Genomic DNA, 17,374 nt, shown 5'->3' with positions numbered 1-17,374 from the left:
CGGGGGCAGTAGGACTACCGTCGAAAGGAGGACGTCGGTGCGACGGGCGTACTACTGGGGCAGTACGTCGAATTGCCGTCTCAAGGACGACGACGCGGGGCCCCGGACGGGACATCGTGGTGTACATGAGCTCCCTTGCGCTGTCCGTGCTGCTGTCACTGATCTCCGCGGTCGCCTACGCGGCCGGAGCGATCATCCAGGAGCGCGTGGCGGCGACCGGTGACAACTCCTCGTACGCCCTGCTCCGCAACCGCGTCTGGTGGGTCGCCGTGCTGCTCAACGGGATCGGCGCGGTCCTGCACGTGGTGGCCCTGGCCTACGGTCCGCTCAGCCTGGTCCAGCCGCTGGGCGCGCTGACGATCGTCTTCGCCCTCCCGATGGCCGCCCTGTTCGTCGGGCGCCGGGCCGGGGCAACGGCCTGGCGCGGTGCGCTGATGGCGACGGCCGGTCTCTGCGGACTGCTGGCTCTCACGGGGGAGGCCGCGCCGCACACGCTGAACGGGGCCGAGCAGTTCCTGCTGGCGACGGTGACCTTCGGGGGCGTCGGCGCGATCTTCGTACTCGCCCACGCGCTGCGCCGCCCGGTCCTGCGGAGCATCGTCCTGGCCACGGGTGCGGGGGCGGCGTTCGGTATGGCCTCGGTGTTCACCAAGACCGTGGCCATGGAGTGGACTTCCGGCTCGGTCCGCTCGGGACTGCCTACGCTGCTGGTGATCGCCGTACTCGCGGCGGCAGGCCTGCTGCTGTCGCAGGCGGCCTACCGGGGCGCGGGGCTCACGGCCCCGCTCGCGACGGTGACCGTCGTCAACCCTGTTGTGGCCGCAGCGGTCGGGATCACCTTGTTCGGCGAGCACTTCCGCGGCGGGTGGCCGGGCATGGCCCTCGCCCTCTCCTGCGGAGCGCTGGCGGCGGCCGGCCTGGTTCTGCTGACGCGGGAGCGGCTGAGCGCGGAGCGCGCCAGAGAGCGGCTGACGGTCCGTGCGGGGGCGGGGGCGGTGGGCGCGGCGGCGGAGAGTGGGCTGCTGGGCACGGTCCCGGCGGGCACTGTTCCTGGCGTCGATGTTCCTGACGGCACTGCTCCTGGCAGCACCGCTACTGAGGCCACTGTTCCGGATGATGTCGTTCCGGAGGGTGCTGCTCCGGGTGGTGTTGCCCTGGAGGGGGTTACGGTGCCGGGCGCCGATTCCGGAGCGCTGACGCCCGACGGGGCGTTGCCCTTGCTGCCGGGCGTGCCGGAGCCCTCGGGGCGGGCCCCCGTGCCGCACACGTCGTCGCTGGCGCTGCCACCGGGGCGGGCCGTGCCGGGTCTGGAGTTCGGCGGGGCGGGGGCACTGGGCGAACAGCGGCGCCGGGCCGGGCGGGGGCGGCGCTCCGAGCGGACGGTTCAGACCCTGATGCCACCCGCTCGCAGATAGCCCGGCGGAACGCTCAGACCCTCACCCCGCCTGCCCGCAGATATGCGAGCGGGTCGATGTCGGATCCGTAACCGGGGCCCGTCCTGACCTCGAAGTGCAGGTGCGGGCCCGTGCTGTTGCCCGTCGAACCGGAACGGGCGATCCGCTGCCCCCCGGAGACCGACTGCCCCGCGCGCACATGGACCGCGGAGAGATGCGCGTACTGGCTGTACTTGCCGTCGTCGTGCCGGACGACGACCTCGTAGCCGTACGCTCCGGCCCAGCCGGCCGAGACGACCCGGCCCGGGGCCACGGACTTCACCGACGTACCGGTGGGCACGGGGAAGTCGACGCCGGTGTGGTAGCCGCTGGACCAGGAGCCGGCCTGACGGTAGGGGGTGCCGGTTCCGGCGGCCACCGGGGCGCTGAGGCCGGAGTGCTTCACGGCCCGCTCCGGAGCGGGCTGCTCCTTCTTGGGGGCGGCCTTCTTCTGCTCGGCCTGCTCGGGCGCCTGCCGCTTCGGGGCTTCCTTCCTCGCTTCCTGCTCGGGGGTTTCCTGCTTCGGCGCCTGCTTCTTCGGTGCGGCCCCGTCCCGTTCGGTCTTCTTCGGCTCGGCTTTGTCCGTCCTCGGCGCGCTCGGGACGGGGCCTCGTCGGTCGACCGGCTTGGACACGCGGCTCGGGTCGAGGGACAGCCGCTGCCCGGGGAAGATCAGGTCGGGATTGTCGCCGACGACCGTACGGTTGGCCGCGTAGAGGCCCTGCCAGCCGCCGCGCACGCGCTGGGCCGAGGCGATCGTGGAGAGCGAGTCGCCGCTCGCCACGGTGTAGGCGTCACGCTTGCCCGGCACATGGGTCGGCGTCGCCGCGGCGGGGCGGGCCTGCGGCTGCTGCCGCGGCGGGGCGCTCTGCGGAACCGCCGCCTGGACGGGCCTGTTCCCCGCGCTCTGCGGGTCGGTGCGCGGAGTGGTCGCCGGCGCGTCACCGCCCCGGGTGAGCCCCGCGCGCACCGAACAGGTCGGCCAGGCACCGGGCCCCTGGCCCTCCAACACCCGCTCGGCGACGGCGATCTGCTCGTCGCGGGTGGCGAGGTCGGCGCGCGGCGCGTACTGCGTGCCACCGAAGGCCGCCCAGGTGGACCCGCTGAACTGAAGCCCGCCGTAATAACCGTTGCCCGTGTTGATGGCCCAATTGCCGCTGGACTCACAGGCGGCGACCTTCTCCCAGACCTCGCCGGAAGCGGCCCCCGCCGAGGCTGCGGTGACGAGAGGGAGCGCGATGCCGGCACCGCTCGCGGTCACCGTGAGCGAGACACGGTTGATCCGGCTGGGCTGATACCTGCGGTGCCGTCCGTTCGCGGCCATACCTGACTCCCCCACGGTATTTGGGACACGTCGCAAGGGGCAACGTAGGTCCGCGCCGTGACTGATCACAAGCAAAAGGTGACACTCGGCCACCCTCCGACGGCGCGTGGCCTGAATTCATCTGAGCATGAAGGAGAGTGCTACCGTGCCGCGCGGCAACATCAACTGACCTTTGCTCAAGCGGTGTTGTTCGGACAACTTCCTGGGACGGATGAGTTCATGGGCGCAGACAACGACGCGGAGCACCTGGACCACCCGGAGCTGGGATCTCATCGCCGTACCTACCGCCCGGTGCGCAGGAAGCCCTCCGCGTACGCGTTGCTCCTGCTGATCCTGACTCCCTTCTCGGCCCTCGCCTACCTTCTGGCGGTCCTCGTCGGCGCGCTGTTCGACCGGGACGGGGTCACCCTGCCCGGAGTGCTCGGCGGGCTGGCCTTGCTGGGGCCGTTCGCCGTGCGGGTGCTGTGGCTCCGGCGCCACACGAGGGTGGAGTTCCGCCGCTACGAGAGGGGCTTCGTCGCGGTCGCGGCCAACGGCCGGGAAGCGGTCTACCCCTGGCGGTCGACCACCGTATTCACGGACGGCGCGGATCGCTACAAGCTGTGCAACGCCGAGGGGATCGTCGCCACGCTCGGCCCCGCGCACCGCGGCCCCGCGATCGGCGGGGCCGGGATCCGGGGCGTGCGCACCCGTACGGTGATCAGGGGCGCCCAGCTCCCGCAGGAGGAGGCGTGGGATTCGGCGATCCGCCGGGGCGTCGAGGAAGCGCAGCTGGCCGCGGCCGTCGAATCGGCTCTCAGCGGCGGCGAAGTCGCTTTCGGCGACCTTGTGTTGACCCAGGACGGGCTGACCGTGCGGCGCAGGCACGGCCGGGACGACTTCACGACCTGGGAGGACGTCGACTCACTCTCCCTCTCGCCCGAGGGCTTCCTCATGGTCTCCTCCCGTGGCAGTGACTTCCCGACGCACTTCGTTCGGTTCCGGTACCGGATACCCAATCTGGAGATCTTCCTCGACCTCGCCCGTCAGCTGCACCAACTCCGGCAACGGGCGGCACCCGCCCCGGCCCCACCGGCTCCGACCACTCCGGCCTCCGCCGACCCCGATGACGAGGCGCCCGACCTCCTGGCCCGGTACCTCGCCTTCGGGGTGGGCGCGTGGGCGGCCTGGCACCTCGGCACCGGGGAGGAGATCGACGGGCCGGGGTCCGCACTCCTCGCCGTCGGCAGGGCGACTGCCGGCCTGGTCGCCGGGGTGTTGGCCGGCTTGCTCGTCGTCGCGGGCCTCATGGCCGCGCGGAAGGTCGGGGGCGAGATACTCGTCGAAGCCGTGATCCGCTGGTTCCGGCATCGCAGGTACTTCGCCGCGGCCGCCCTCGCCCTGTGCACCGTCGTCCCGCCCGTGGCGCTGCTCCTCGTCCTGTTCCGCGCCTTCCCCTCCCGGCTGGTTCCCCTCGCGGTGCTGCTCTTCTTCGGCGGCTGGGCCCTGCTGCTCGCGGTACGGCGGTGCGTAAGGTCGGAGCGTCCGGTGGTGCGTCACCTTACGCATGTGCCAGGGGTCTTCCTGTTCGCGCTCGCCTGCGAGCAGCTTGTCTCCGGCGGCGCCCTGACCGTCGCGCCGGCCGCCGGACTCTTCTTCCCGCTCGCCATCTGGCTCTCCTGGCGCGGCTGGCGGAAGCTGACGGACTCACCACGGCGCACGGTGCAGGCCGCGGCCGACGTCGTACTGTCCGCACAACTCGGCCTGGTTCTTACCCTGTTCATGGTCTGGCTGGCCAACGTCCTGTCTTTCGAACCGGCCCAGGTCACCGTGGCGCTGGAGCTGGTGGAGAAGGTCCAGGAACTGACCGAGGTGCACTGGCTGTACTGGATGGCGGCCTACACCGTGCTCGCCATCGGCAGTTACGTCCTCCTGCTCCGGCCGGATCTCGTCGCGCGGGTCCGACGAAGGCTGCGCCCGGCGCGCTTCGGCGCCTCCCGGCTGCCGCTGGGCCTCACCACCAACTTCGTGCAGCGGTCCCTCTCCGGGATCAACGTCGGCATCATGGTCGCCCTGATCTTCCTCGTCGTCCTGGCTCCGGTCTCCGAGGGCACCTGGACGCGGCCGGTGGACGAGCGATACGCGCTCGAAGTGCAGCGCCGGGAGCACGCCGAGGGCGCGGCGGCCGCGTACAGGGAGATCCACCAGCAGGTCGTGGCACACCCCCGGGCGGCCGCCCGGGTACGGGACGTGATTCTCGCCGCGCACAGGATCGCTCCCTCACCCCCCGGAGAGCCCGTGAACCGGGCTGCGCTGGACACCGCCCGGCAGGCCGGACGCTTCCAGGCCGGGACGCTGGATGCCGACGAACCGGCCCCACAGCCCGCCCCGACCCCGGACGCCGACGACCTCGACGAACGGCTCGGGCAGCTCGACGAGAGCCAGCAGCGGCGCGCGGAGCGGGAGGAGCGGACCGACCGGTTCGCCGAGCTCGCCTCCCTCGCGATCACCCGGACCTTCGACACCCTGGACCTGGGCGACAACCAGGCCGTACAGCTGGTCAGGGAGTACCTCGCCGGGCTGGTGGAGGACGGCCCGGTAAAGACGGTCTTCCACCGGTGGGGCGAAGGAATCGGCCAACCCCCGCCCGACGGCGGCCGACTCGTGCGCATCGACGTCCGCCGTCTGAGCGCGGTGGCCTACGAGCGCACCGCGGCGGCGGTCCGCCGGGCCGACGCGAGCCTGCTGATCTTCTACGGGCGGTTCGGGATCGGTGTCCCCGCCGAGGACGCGTCACCGGCACTCGCGGTCGATCTGGCGAACCAGTACCGGTACTTACGGCAGGGCACGGGCCCCTGCACCGGCTGCGCGGTCTCCCCCACCAGTGGCTCCGGCACGAGCGGGGGCGGGTCCGGCGGCCGCCGCTGAGCCGAGGCCCGCCGGGCCGCACCGCGCGACGAGCCGCGTCACACTCCCGTCGCCCGTCCTACCCTCCAGCCCCTCATGCCCCTCCGGCTCCTCCGGCTCCTCCTGGTGAACCGCCGCATGCTCTCCCCGTCTCTCTGCCCCGTCCCCGCCGGTCCGCTCCGCCCCCGCCCCCGCCCCAAGATGCGCGAGGATGCGCTCATGCCCGCTGTTCCCGCTCCTCCGCCCCGTATCCGAGTCGCGGCGTACGTGATACGTCGTCACCCCTTCCCCGCCCTCCTGGTGTTCGACCATGCCGACTTCCCCGAGGCGGGCACCCAGGTGCCCGCGGGCGGCGTCGGACCGGGCGAGGTTCCGGAGCAGGCCGTCCTGCGTGAGGTCGCCGAGGAGACCGGGCTTGCCGGCGCCCGCGTCGTGCGGCGCATCGCGGTGGACGGGCGGGCGCACCCCGTGACCGGGCAGCCCCGGCTGACCACGTTCCTCCTGCTCGACGCCCCCGCAGACGGCCCGTCGGCGTGGGAGCACCGGGTCCGGGGCGAGGGCGACGACGCGGGGATGCGGTTCGCCTGCCGGTTCGTGCCGCTGCCCCTGGCTCGGCCGCTCGCCGACAGCCAGGACGCGTGGCTCGGCCGGGTGGACCCGCACTGGGCCACACCGGGCTGACACCGGACACACACGCCACGAACCGCCGCAGCGCTGCCCCCTCCCCACCCTGCCGCCGCCAGGCCTCGCCGCCGCCCGCCGCGCCGAAGGCCACGTCAACCGCTGGTGGCCGGCCGCGATCTCCGGCCTCGGCGTCAGCCGAGCAGGGCCTCCCGCAGCCGGGCGCCGAAGGCCACCGGGTCCTCCGTGAGCCCGATATGGCTCCCGGGGAAGTCCACCGTCCCGCTCCCGACCCGCCGGGCCAGCCGCTCCGCGGCGACGGCGGGCAGCATCGCCCGGGAGTCCCGTCCGACGCCGACGACGAGCTTCGGTGCGGCGGCACGGAGCGCTGCGAGATCGGGGACGTACCCGCTGAACGGGCAGAGCACGTGTTCCAGGAAGACAGGCAGGTTGGCCACCATCCGCCGGAAGGTGGCCGCCTCCTCCGGGGACGGGCCGTCGCTCTTTCCGGCATCGGCCGACCGGTGGTCGTCGTCCGCGCCGTCCCCCCTCTGCTGCTCCGAGTCGTCGTCCGGAGCCAAACCCGCGGCCATCGTCGCCATGGCGGCTTCCACCCCGTCCCTCCGGAAGGACTCCCGTACGGCGGCGAAGAGCGCGCGGCCGGCGGCCGGGTCCGGCAGCAGTTCCACCAGCGGGGGCTCGTGCGCCACGACCCGGCTCAGCAGGCCGGGGCGACTCGACAGCAGGTCCAGCGCGACGACCGCACTGGAGCTGGAACCGAACACGGCCACCGGAGCGCCGTCCGGGGACAGCAGCTCGACGAGGCGTGCGATGTCCTCACTGTGCGTCCGGGGCAGTTGGTCGGTGACGGGCCCGTGGAGCGTACTGCGGGAGTATCCGCGCGGATCGAACGTGGCCACCGTCCACCGGTCCGCCAGACCCACCGCGAGCGCGTCGTAGATTCCGGCATCGGCGCTTCCGCCCGGCATCATCACCAACAGCGGCCCGCAGCCGCGCACCTCGTAGTGCAGCGTCGCACCGGGCACATCCAGCCGTCCGGTACGCACAGCGGTTAGGTCTGTGGCTCGGTCCGTGGTTGGGTCTATGGTTCCGCTACTCGTCGGCATGCCTGTCCTCATGGCCGTCCCCCTTCTTCGAATCGCTTTCCGGCCCTGCGGGCCAGTTCTTCAGCACCAGGTCCAACGCGCCCAACGTCCGCTCCCAAGACGCCTCGACGTCACGGTCGGCCCGGAACGCGCCGTCCGCCTCCAGGTCGCTGAAGCCGTGCAGGGTGCTGCGCAGCATCCGCACGGCGTCGGTGAGATCGGGCTCGGTCAGCCGGTAGGCGCGCATCATGGCGTAGGTGGTGTCGACCGTCCGGCGGAAGGCGCTGGACTCCTGGGCGACGGCGGGGTCGATCTTCATCTGGGTCGCCTGATACCGCCCGGGGTGCTCCAGCGCGAACGTCCGGTACGCGTGCGCGAATCCGACGAGCGCGTCGCGACCCGCGCGCCCGGCCACCGCCTCGCTCAGCCGGTCGGCGAACTCTCCGGCGGCCAGCAGCGCTACCCGGGTGCGCAGGTCCTGAAGGCCCGACACATGCGAGTAGAGGCTGGCGTCCTTGACCCCGAAGCCCCGCGCCAGTGCCGTGACCGTGACCTTGTCGAACCCGATGGAGTCGGCCAGATCGGCGGCGGCCGCCACCACACGGTCGGCCGTGAGCCCTGCGCGAGCCATCGATGCCTCCACCCACTACTTCCTAGAGTCTCTAGGCAATTACCTAGGATACATAGGGCGAGCGCGGACGGCATGCGAAAAGCCCGTGGTGGCCACGGACGTTCCGTGACCGCCACGGGCTCACGCGCCGCACCGACAGGGGGCGTGAGTCGGCACGGCAGACTTCACGGACCCCGGTGCGATCAGCTCCGGTAGACGTCGAACCCGTAGAGCGGGTGACCCCGGGACGTGCTGAGCTCAGCCGCGATACGAAGAAGGCGAGGGGAGGGGAACTCTCCCTCCTGGGCAAGAGGCTTTGGGGCGACAGGCCTTGACGGGACCCGTCGGACCTTCGACCGGCCTCGACCGGCCTCGACCGGTGTGACTGGCATCGACGGGCACTGACGGGCGGCAACCGTGAGCGTCGCCCGGCGCACGGAAGCGGGCCCGCCCGCCGACGGGACCGCTCACGTACGGTCTCGGTGCGCCGGCGGGAGCCGTGCCGCCGGGGAGTGCGGCGGCACGGCTCCCCCGGATCACGCGGTGTGCAGCGTCAGCCCGTACCGGTTGAGGATCTCGTTGATGGGCTGGTACCAGGTCTCACCGCCGCTGGTGCAGTTGCCCCATCCGCCGGAGGTGACGCCCTGGGCCTGGTCTCCGCTGATGAACGAGCCGCCGGAGTCGCCGCCCTGGGCGCAGACGCTCGTCTTGGTCATCTGATGCACGGCGCCCTGGCTGTAGTTGACGGTCTCGTTCTTGGCCAGGACCCGGCCGCAGTGCCAGCGCGTGGTGGAGCCGGAACGGCAGATCGAGGCGCCGACGGGGGCCTCGTTCGAGCCGCGGACGAGCTGGTCGGGGACGGTCCCCCAGCCGAGGACGACGGGGACGGTCCACCAGCCGCTGCCGACGTTCACCCAGGCGTAGTCGTTGCCGGGGAAGGACGAGCCCTGGAAGTTGCCGATGTACGAGTTGTCCCAGCCGCGGACCTGCTGGCCGACGCCCCCGCAGTGCCCGGCGGTGACGAAGCCGCCGTGCACGGAGAAGCCGATGGAGCAGCGGACGTTGCCGGTGTAGTACGGGTCGCCTCCGACCGTTCCGGCGGCGAAGGTCTGCGGAGCCTCGGCGGTCGTCCTGACGGTCACCGGCCCGGCCTTGCGGGCCTTGGCGACAAAGGCGCGGACATCGTTGTCAGCCTGTTCGGCGGCGACGACGTTCACGACGACGCGACTGGTCGCCGGGTCGACGTGCCAGCTGCTCACACCGGAGGGGGCCTTCAAGGCGTCGATGCGCGCTTTCGCCGCGTCGAGCCGCTTGGCCGAGTGCTCGACGAGCCGGGCGTCGGCGCCGGTCGCCCGTACGGCTTCGGCCTTCTCGGCGTCGGTGACGGCGATGGTCAGCCGACCCGTCTTCGCGTCGAGCCAGGAGCCACCGAAGGCGGAGCCCGCAGCACGCTGCGCCTTCGGTTCCAGGGCGGTGGCGGCCTTCTCGTCGGCGAGCCTCGTACGGGCCTGGGCCTCGGTGAGACCGAGGTCGCGCTGCATCGCCGACAGCAGGGCCGCGGAGGCGGGCGGGTTGGCGGAGTCGACGGGGGCGGCGGAGGCGGTCGACGGGCCCGCGGCGGTCCAGGCACCGAGGAGCAGGAGTGCGGACAGACCGGTCCGCAGCACGGTTGCGTGTCTCAAGGGAGTGACCCTTCCTGTTGTTCCAACGACGTGGGGGTGGAACGGGAGGCGTCCGGGAGCGCGATCCGATCGTGCCGTTGAGAGCGCTCTCAGATGTGCCGTTCCCGGACTGTAGCGGAGTTCCACAGTCAGGTCCATGCCAATAACGGGAGGCATCCCGGAGGGCACGAGGCGCTCTGCGCACCGGGGTTTGAGTAGGCGTACTCATCCCGCACGCCAACACTGGCCCTACTGTCACAGGAACACCGGACAGGACCAGCCCGAGGAGCAGACCATGGCCGGATCGCACCGCGGAACGTGGCGAGCCGCACTCACCGGCGCGCTCGCGGGTTCACTGGTCGTCCTGCTCGGCGCGTGCGGGGTGGTCAGCACCGAGGACGACCGCCGGGAGGCGGAGAAGCTGGCCGAGAAGCACTTCCCCGGGCAGCTCAAGGCGATCGGGGCGCGCACGCTCTTCCCCGGTTCGGGCGGTTCCGAGGTGTCGTTCGCGGTGACCGACGACCGGGATGCCGCGGTTCGGCTCCGGATCGACGCGGACGCGGGCACCTGCGACCGCGAGGGGTGCGCGGGGGTCCTGGCGGACGCGGTGCAGCGCGGGCGCACGCAGGCCGAGGAGTACCGCACGCTCAAGGGCGCTTTCGACGCCTGTGGTTACGAGGTCATCGCCCTGGGCCCGACCGGCACCCCGCCCCACGTGGTCGCCGAGCTGACGAACGCCACCGTCGCGAAGCGGCTCCGCGAGATCGGGGACTGCGTCCAGCGCTGGGTCACGGCGAGCGGGGCCGACAGCGAGCTCGGCAGGGCGAAGGCCACGTTCGTCCAGGTGGTCTCCCCCGAGGTCGCCGAGCGGCGTGAGAAGGGCGAGGACTCCTGGCCGACGGCGCTCCGGCTGACCCGGTCGGAGCTCTTGGCCTCGCTCACCAAGCACACCTATTTCTCTGTCAGTTACGACATCGAGGGGGGCCGGGTCGACACGACGGGCAACGCCCGGATCGTCCGCCCGTTCCGGGAGCGGCAGAAGTTCGGCGACACCGTCCAGAACGCGGTGAAGGAGCAACTGCGCGCCACCTACCCCCGGGTGGTCATGGCCGACTACCAGTGGATCTGGCGGCTCGAACCGGGCCGCGTCGACCGGCAGACCGGCTACGTGCTGTTCTGCCCCGGGCCGGACGCGCGCGGGCGGTGCGTCAACAGCGACGACGCGGTGCTGGTGACCACGGACGAACACGGCAATCCGGTGGGGAAGGGCCGCATCGTGCACGATGTACGCGAGGGCACGGGCGCACTGCGGCTGCCGCCGGGCCTCCCTTAGGTCCTGTGTGAGGTGCTGATCAGTCAGACGGCCGACGGGCAGAAGGATGCGCACCTTCTCAAGCACGGGAACCAACTGCGGGCTGTCGGCAGCCTGTCGTTTGGCCGTCGGCCAGGGACCGAACCCACCGGGCGTCTCCCGCGACTGAGCCCTGGACCGAAGCCGCCAGATCACCCCTTCGAACTGGTTCCCCGCCGCCCGGGGTAACGGACCGTACCGACCTGTCGACAGGCGTCGCTCGATGAACTCCCATTGATCGTCGGCGAGTTGGTCGCATGTCAACCCAGCGTCTCAGCAGGTTCCATCGCCCCCACACAGGGATGGAAACCGAGTTCGATCACAACCTCGCACGAGCCGTGTGCCTTCGGTGGTACGACCAGGTCACCGCCGCCAGGAGCGGGCCCCACAGCAGGAGTGGGGCGTAGGCGGCGACGAAGAGGACTTCGCCGGCCGAGATGCCCGGGTCCGGGCTGGGGGAGGTCAGCAGCCCGCCGAAGAAGAGGACCCACCACAGGACGGTGACCGCGAGGGCTCCCAGCGAAGCGGCGAGGACCGCGAGCCTGCGCTCGACCGGGCGCCCTCCGAGGAACGGAATCCAGCGCGGCACCACCTCCCCCCAGGGCCGCACCAGGCCCAGCGTGAGGTACGACGCGACCTCGGCGACCGCACCGATCAGCAGCACGTAAGCCAGGGCGATCAGCGGGGAGTCGTCGGGGAATGCGGCGAGGATCTCCTCTCGCTCCATCACCCCGACCGGCACCCCGAGCACGAGCGCGACGCGCCACAGCCCGGAGGGGACGGTCGACCAGGCGGCGACATGGGCGGCACGCACCGCCCAGCGTGGGGGCGGCGGGACCGGCGGCCGGGCCGGCGGCGGCATGCGGGATTCGAGCGGGGCGGGATCTGTCGTCACGACCCGAACCTCTCGCACCGCCGGGCCCGGCACGTCGTACCGCGTGATGATCCACCTCCCCCGCACGGGGGAGTACGGCCCCTCCCGGCCCCGGCCTCGCCCTCGACTGAAGGGCGTTGGGCCTAGGCGTGTCTGATAATTGATCTTGTGACAGGTCGAGGTGAGCTGACGGATGCGGCGTGGGAGCGGATAGAGCCGCTGCTTCCGGGTTCGGACGGGTGCGGCCGCCCGTGGCGGGATCACCGGCAGGTGATCAACGGGGTGCTGTGGCGACTGCGGACGGGTGCGCCGTGGCGCGATCTGCCGGAACGGTATGGACCATGGCAAACGATCTACGTGCGGTTCGCCCGCTGGGATGCGGACGGGACCTGGGCGAAGCTGCTGGAGCACGTCCAGGTACGTGATGACGCGGTGGGCACGGTGGAGTGGACGGTGTCGGTAGACTCCACGATCAACCGCGCCCATCAACATGCGGCAGGCGCCCGCAAAAGGGGACGGCGACGGGGGCAAACTGGGAGATTCGGAACGCTCGGCGGCACGGCAGGCCCTCGGCTGGTCCCGGGGCGGGCTGACCACCAAGGTTCACTTGGCGGTTGACGGCCGCGGGCTGCCGCTGTCGCTCGTGCTCACCCCCGGCAATACCAACGACTCCACCGCGTTTGAGGCGGTACTGGACATGGTCCGCGTCCCGCGCGCCGGGCGGGGACGGCCACGCACCCGCCCGGATCGGGTTCTCGCCGACAAGGCGTACTCGTCCCGGGCGATCCGCGCCTGGTGCAGGCCTCGTGGCATCGCCGCTACCATCCCTGAACGCTCTGACCAGGTGGCCAACCGGCTCCGTCGGGGCTCCCGAGGCGGGCGACCAACTACCTTCGACGCGGAAACGTACAAGCGCCGCAACGTTGTCGAGAGGTGCTTCAGCCGACTCAAGCAGTTCCGCGCGATAGCAACCCGCTTCGACAAGCTCGCGGACCGATACCTGGCCGGACTCCGCCTTGCCTCGCTGATCCTCTGGCTCCGCGCGCCCACGTCGGCAGGCGCTCAGCGCTTGGGAGCCGGGACGGTAAGCACACCCGATGGGATCCCCAGCTGACCCAATCGGGACAGAAGGGCTGCTTCCTGTTCCTGCGTCAGCTCCACCCAGAGGGACGTTCCCGAGTCGCCGGCACTGAAGACCAGTCGACCGTCCAGCCAGCCTTCCGCGTGGGTCGTGTAGGGAGCCAAGTCCGACAACACCTTGAAGTGCCCGTCGTCTCGGACATCAAGATCGATCCCCATCCCGGGATCGGAGCGCCTGGAGCGGATACCGTTCACGACCTCCTCCCGAGCCAGTGACAAGGCACGTTCGTACGAGGCCAGGACTTCCGGCGGCCAGACGTCATCGCTGTAGGCATCAATATGGGCTGCATCAATGCCTGAGCGCAGCACGTGAAGAGCTTCGCGATGCACACGTACAACGTCCGCAGGGCGAACTCCATCCGCGAGTACGAGCTCGCGGACCTGGGCGCCATTCTGACTGATCACAGCAGGACCCTCCCACAGACAGCCAGCCGACTCCACAGGGAAAAGCCCCTCAACGTGATCATTGTCAGACACGCCCTAGAGGAGAAGCTTGAAGCCCTCATGGCTGCGCGCGAAGCCCAGCGAGCCGTAGAAGCGGTGCGCGTCCTCGCGCTGCTTGTGACTGGTCAGCTGCACCAGCGCGCAGCCCCGCGTGCGGGCCCGTGCGACCGCGCGTTCCATCAGGGCGCGGCCGAGTCCGCCGCCGCGCCGGTCCGCGCGGATTCTCACAGCCTCGATCAGGGCCCGCTCGGCTCCGCCTTTGCCGAGCCCGGGGATGTAGGTCACCTGGAGGCAGCCCACCACGGTGTCGTCGACCAGGACCAGGAGTTCGTTGCGCGGATCGGCGGCAATCGCTGCGAAGGCGCGCTCGTACACCTCCCCGACCACGACGGAGGCCGGGTCCACCGTCTTCTCCTCGTCAGCGAGCAGGGCGAGCACAGCAGGCAGATCGGCTCGGGTCGCCGGTCGCAGCGTGAGTGCACGCTCGGGGGCAGGGACAGGGGCAGGGGCAGGAACAGATACAGGAGCGGGGGCGGAAGGATCGGGCACGGGAGCAGGGGCGGCGAACACGGCACCGACCTTAACGCCCCACTCGCGCCTGCCGACGGCTGACCGGGGCGACCGCGTCGACAGCCCCGCGGGTCACCGCACCTGCGCCTCCACCAGCACGGATACCAGGCGCGTCATGGCGGCGCGCGGGTCGGGTGCGCCCGGCCAGCCGGTCATCAGGAGGTGGTGGGCGGTGCCGACGACAGCGAGGGCCACGGTGGGTGGATCGACGGCCTCCGCCACCCGGCCGAGCCGCCGCTCGGCCTCCAGATAGCCGGTGATGGCCTCCTGGATCGCCGCGAAGCCGGGGGCCCCTTCCGCCAGGGCCTCGCGGATGCGCAGCGCGGCGACTGGGCGGGTCACGGCCAGGCCCGAGATGGCGGGACCGCCGGATTCGAACAGCGCGAAGGTGACGGCCTCAAGGTTCCGGGCCACCGCGCCCTGGCCGGCCAGCCCGGACAGTTCCCGCGCCTTCGCCGCCGTCCGTGCGAACCGGTCGAGGCAGAGCTCGGCCACGAACTCGTCGAGCCCCGCGAAGTGCGCGTGCAGCAGCCCCTTGGCGCAGCCCGCCTCGGCCGTGACGGACCGGCTGGTGAGCGCGCCGGGCCCGCCCCTTTCCACGACGCGCTCGGCAGCCGCGAACAGTCTCTCGCGTACGTCCGGTGTCGCCACTCCGCGCGGAGACATGGCCCCCTCTTCCCTTCCGTCCTGGTCATCCCGGTCGCCCTTGGTCGCCCTTGGTCGCCCTTGGTCGCCCTTGGTCGCCCTCAAGGAGCGTATCCCCTCGACCGTAGCGGTGATTGCGAGTTTGGGCGTGTGCCCATACTGTTTGGGCACACGCCCATTCTCAGTCACCCAACACCGGAGGCCACCCGTGTCAGTCATCGTCAACACCCAGCAGGCGCAGGCCTGGAATGGCCCCGAGGGCGCCCACTGGGCCCGCACTCAGGACCGCTGGAACGCCGTGAACGAGGGCTTCAACGAGCGGCTCCTCGACGCCGCGGGCATCACCGGGGACCACCATGCCCTCGACCTCGGCTGCGGCTCCGGGCAGACCACGCGCCTCGCCGCGCTCCGGGCGCCCCAGGGTCATGCGCTGGGCCTCGACCTCTCCGGCCCGATGCTGGCCGAGGCTCGGTCCCGCGCCGAACGGGAAGGCTTCACCAACGTCTCCTTCGCGCAGGGCGACGCGCAGGCACACCCTTTTGAGGCAGGCACGTTCGACGCGGCGATCAGCCGTTTCGGGGTGATGTTCTTCGCCGACCCCGTGGCGGCCTTCGCCAATGTCGCCCGGGCACTGCGGCCGGGCGGGCGCCTGGCGTTCGTCTGCCCGGCCGATGCCACGCTCAACGAGTGGGTGACGGCGATGGAGTCACTGCGCGGCTTCCTGCCCCTCGGCGGCTTCGGGCGACCGGGACTGCCTGGCATGTTCTCGTTGGCCGCCCCGGACCGCGTCCGCGACATCCTGACAGCAGCCGGATTCACCGCGATCACCATCACCCAGGCTCAGGCGTACGGGACATGGGGGCAGGGCGCGGAGGACGCGGCGGAGTTCCTGCTGGCGACGGGTCCCGGCCGCCACCTGATGGGGCAGGCCGACTCCAGGGCACAGGACGCCGCCCGCCGGACCCTGACGGACCATCTGCGCGCCTACGGGGCGGCGGACGGAACGGTCCGGCTGCGCAGCACATCGTGGCTCGTCAGGGCAGAGCGACCGGCGGGCCCGGCGGGCACCCCCTAAGGTGCGAGCAGGGGGAGACCGGCCGCGCGCCACAGGTCACGGAAACCATCGCCCGCCGTGCCCGACGAGCCCGCCTCCCCCTCCTCCGCCGTACGCCACACCTGTACCGCCGCCCCGGCCCCGACCCCCGCATTCGCATAGGCATCCAACTCCCCACCCGTGGCCAGGGGGTCCCAACCCGGGTCGCCGTGGGTGGCGAAGGACGACCAGGCACGCATCATGCGTCGTGACAGCCCCTCGTCGGCCTCGCCGGGCGGGCCGCCGAGGAGGAAGTGGACGCTCTCCTCGTGGAGGTTGCCGAAGGCGAACGGGATGTCCGCGCAGTGCCAGGCGCGGACGCGCTGTCCCCGGCCGCCCCGGCGGCGGTCGAAGCGGGCGAGGTGGGCCCGGCCGCCCGCCCGGGCGTGGGCCTCGGCGAGGCGAGTGCTGTACTCGGCGAACAGCAGGTCGGAATAGAGGGACAGATAGACGTCGAGCACGGGGGCATCCGGCAGGCGGTCGCGGTAGCCCTCGGCCAGCGACGACGGGAGCCCGAAGTCGGCGGCGAAAACGGCCAGTCGGCCTTCCGTGGCGACCTTCGCGCTGCTGCCGACCGCGTCCAGGAGCCAGTACTCCTCGGTGGTGTGACAGACCAGCAGCTCCACATCGCCGCCCGCCCCTGCCGCCAGTGCCTCCAGCGGGTCGGCGGTGAGCAGGGCGCCGTCGGTGACCGGGCCGTAGATCGCGGGGTCGTAGTGGCGCTGCCCCGAGCCGGGGTCCTGCCGGTAGCGGTCGACGACCCGGTCCGATGCGGCGACCAGGGTGCGCGGCGCGGCGGCGAGCAGTCCGGCGGCGGTGGCGGGGACCCCCGCCGCGGCGGCGACCTCGGCGGTGGTGCGGGCCGCCTGCTCCACCGACGCGCAGGCGTTGACGGCGCTGTGCAGGACGGCGCGGCGGAACAGGCCGCGCGCCCGGTCCGCCACCGCCAGGCAGGCCGCCGATGTGGCGCCCGAGGACTGCCCGGCCACCGTGACCCGCTCGGGCGAGCCGCCGAACTCGGCGATGTTGTCGCGCACCCATTCCAGGGCGGCGATCTGGTCGAGCAGTCCCCGGTTGTCGGGGAAGGGTGCGCTGCCGTCGGCGGCGGGGACGTGGCCGAACCCCTCGAAGCCGAGACGGCTGTTGAGGGTGACGACGACGAGCCCCCGGGCCGCGAGTGCGGTGCCGTCGAAGTCGGGCTGGGCCGAGGAGCCGAAGACGTACGCACCGCCGTGGATCCAGACCAGCACGGGGAGGTCCCCGGGGCCGTCGGCGGGCGTCCAGATGTTCAGCGTGAGGATGTCCTCGTCACCGGGCGACCAGACCGGCGCGCCGGGCAGCTCGGCCGACTGGGGAGCCACGGGCCCGAACGCGGTGCAGTCGCGTACCCCGTCCCAGGGCTCCGGCGGATGCGGTTCCCGGAACCGGAGGGCGCCGAACGGCGGGGCCGCGTACGGGAGGCCGCGTACGGCCACGATCCCCCGGTCCCGGGCGGCACGCCGTCCCCGTACCCGCCCTGCCTCCGTCGTGAAGACGTCCACCCGTGCAGCTCCCTGTCGTTCCGCCCGCCGACCCGGCGTTCGGGCCCGGCCGGGCCAGCTTCCCAGGTCACCCGG

The 17,374-nt window shown here is 71.9% G+C and carries 15 protein-coding genes; 6 read left to right on the top strand and 9 right to left on the bottom strand.

Going from position 1 to position 17,374, the window contains the following annotated elements; all coding sequences use genetic code 11:
* Nucleotides 1-125: 125 nt before the first annotated feature.
* Nucleotides 126-1,415, top strand: a complete 1,290-nt coding sequence (locus CIB93_RS15490; RefSeq protein WP_096627424.1) for a DMT family transporter — start codon at nt 126-128, stop codon at nt 1,413-1,415.
* Nucleotides 1,416-1,428: 13 nt separating this feature from the next.
* On the opposite strand, the gene CIB93_RS15485 is transcribed toward CIB93_RS15490, so the two are convergent.
* Nucleotides 1,429-2,757, bottom strand: a complete 1,329-nt coding sequence (locus CIB93_RS15485) for a transglycosylase family protein (protein WP_096627404.1) — start codon at nt 2,755-2,757, stop codon at nt 1,429-1,431.
* Between the two features lie 219 nt (nt 2,758-2,976).
* On the opposite strand from CIB93_RS15485, the gene CIB93_RS15480 reads away from it, so the two are divergent.
* Complete coding sequence (locus CIB93_RS15480) at nt 2,977-5,664, top strand: hypothetical protein (protein ID WP_096627403.1); 2,688 nt, start codon at nt 2,977-2,979, stop codon at nt 5,662-5,664.
* A 198-nt stretch (nt 5,665-5,862) separates the two neighbouring features.
* Entirely contained in the window at nt 5,863-6,324 is a 462-nt protein-coding gene (locus CIB93_RS15475) for an NUDIX domain-containing protein (RefSeq protein ID WP_096627402.1), read from the top strand.
* A 134-nt stretch (nt 6,325-6,458) separates the two neighbouring features.
* Here CIB93_RS15475 and CIB93_RS15470 read toward each other — a convergent pair whose 3' ends face one another.
* From CIB93_RS15470 to CIB93_RS15460, 3 genes are all read right to left on the bottom strand, one after another.
* On the bottom strand, nt 6,459-7,331 hold the full coding sequence (locus tag CIB93_RS15470) for an alpha/beta fold hydrolase (RefSeq protein WP_306454819.1): 873 nt from the start codon (nt 7,329-7,331) through the stop codon (nt 6,459-6,461).
* Between the two features lie 46 nt (nt 7,332-7,377).
* On the bottom strand, nt 7,378-8,001 hold the full coding sequence (locus CIB93_RS15465) for a TetR-like C-terminal domain-containing protein (protein WP_096627400.1): 624 nt from the start codon (nt 7,999-8,001) through the stop codon (nt 7,378-7,380).
* A 515-nt stretch (nt 8,002-8,516) separates the two neighbouring features.
* Nucleotides 8,517-9,662: a S1 family peptidase gene (locus CIB93_RS15460; protein WP_179500122.1), complete on the bottom strand. Its 1,146-nt coding sequence runs from the start codon at nt 9,660-9,662 to the stop codon at nt 8,517-8,519.
* A gap of 274 nt (nt 9,663-9,936) precedes the next feature.
* On the opposite strand from CIB93_RS15460, the gene CIB93_RS15455 reads away from it, so the two are divergent.
* Nucleotides 9,937-10,974, top strand: coding sequence for an SCO7460 family lipoprotein (locus CIB93_RS15455; protein ID WP_096627398.1), 1,038 nt, complete (start codon nt 9,937-9,939; stop codon nt 10,972-10,974).
* A 337-nt stretch (nt 10,975-11,311) separates the two neighbouring features.
* Here the strand turns inward: CIB93_RS15455 and CIB93_RS15445 are convergent, their stop codons facing one another.
* A complete protein-coding gene (locus CIB93_RS15445; protein ID WP_257002209.1) occupies nt 11,312-11,887 on the bottom strand; it encodes a hypothetical protein in 576 nt (191 codons plus the stop codon).
* A 147-nt stretch (nt 11,888-12,034) separates the two neighbouring features.
* On the opposite strand from CIB93_RS15445, the gene CIB93_RS15440 reads away from it, so the two are divergent.
* A protein-coding gene (locus CIB93_RS15440) for an IS5 family transposase (RefSeq protein WP_257002208.1) occupies nt 12,035-12,980 on the top strand; the annotation gives its coding sequence in 2 pieces (ribosomal slippage) (nt 12,035-12,390 and nt 12,389-12,980; 948 coding nt in all).
* Here the strand turns inward: CIB93_RS15440 and CIB93_RS15435 are convergent.
* From CIB93_RS15435 to CIB93_RS15425, 3 genes are all read right to left on the bottom strand, one after another.
* Complete coding sequence (locus CIB93_RS15435; RefSeq protein WP_143660052.1) at nt 12,929-13,411, bottom strand: hypothetical protein; 483 nt, start codon at nt 13,409-13,411, stop codon at nt 12,929-12,931. The genes CIB93_RS15440 and CIB93_RS15435 overlap by 52 nt on opposite strands.
* A gap of 75 nt (nt 13,412-13,486) precedes the next feature.
* Entirely contained in the window at nt 13,487-13,897 is a 411-nt protein-coding gene (locus tag CIB93_RS15430; RefSeq protein WP_373558757.1) for a GNAT family N-acetyltransferase, read from the bottom strand.
* Nucleotides 13,898-14,092: 195 nt separating this feature from the next.
* Nucleotides 14,093-14,686: a TetR/AcrR family transcriptional regulator gene (locus tag CIB93_RS15425; protein ID WP_096627396.1), complete on the bottom strand. Its 594-nt coding sequence runs from the start codon at nt 14,684-14,686 to the stop codon at nt 14,093-14,095.
* Nucleotides 14,687-14,873: 187 nt separating this feature from the next.
* Here CIB93_RS15425 and CIB93_RS15420 point away from each other — a divergent pair, with 187 nt between their 5' ends.
* Nucleotides 14,874-15,740: a class I SAM-dependent methyltransferase gene (locus tag CIB93_RS15420; protein WP_096627395.1), complete on the top strand. Its 867-nt coding sequence runs from the start codon at nt 14,874-14,876 to the stop codon at nt 15,738-15,740.
* On the opposite strand, the gene CIB93_RS15415 is transcribed toward CIB93_RS15420, so the two are convergent.
* Entirely contained in the window at nt 15,737-17,299 is a 1,563-nt protein-coding gene (locus tag CIB93_RS15415; RefSeq protein ID WP_096627394.1) for a carboxylesterase/lipase family protein, read from the bottom strand. The genes CIB93_RS15420 and CIB93_RS15415 overlap by 4 nt on opposite strands.
* Nucleotides 17,300-17,374: the final 75 nt, after the last annotated feature.

The organism is Streptomyces sp. WZ.A104 (assembly GCF_002382885.1).
Lineage (GTDB): Bacteria > Actinomycetota > Actinomycetes > Streptomycetales > Streptomycetaceae > Streptomyces.
Note: the sequence above shows the minus strand (reverse complement) of the source record. Positions and strands in the feature narration are given on the sequence as shown.

Bases quoted from the DNA above. Each gene is read 5' to 3' on its own strand.
- CIB93_RS15490 (WP_096627424.1), top strand. From the start codon at position 126: ATGAGCTCCCTTGCGCTGTCCGTGCTGCTGTCACTGATCTCCGCGGTC.
- CIB93_RS15485 (WP_096627404.1), bottom strand. From the start codon at position 2,757: ATGGCCGCGAACGGACGGCACCGCAGGTATCAGCCCAGCCGGATCAAC.
- CIB93_RS15480 (WP_096627403.1), top strand. From the start codon at position 2,977: ATGGGCGCAGACAACGACGCGGAGCACCTGGACCACCCGGAGCTGGGA.
- CIB93_RS15475 (WP_096627402.1), top strand. From the start codon at position 5,863: ATGCCCGCTGTTCCCGCTCCTCCGCCCCGTATCCGAGTCGCGGCGTAC.
- CIB93_RS15465 (WP_096627400.1), bottom strand. From the start codon at position 8,001: ATGGCTCGCGCAGGGCTCACGGCCGACCGTGTGGTGGCGGCCGCCGCC.
- CIB93_RS15455 (WP_096627398.1), top strand. From the start codon at position 9,937: ATGGCCGGATCGCACCGCGGAACGTGGCGAGCCGCACTCACCGGCGCG.
- CIB93_RS15425 (WP_096627396.1), bottom strand. From the start codon at position 14,686: ATGTCTCCGCGCGGAGTGGCGACACCGGACGTACGCGAGAGACTGTTC.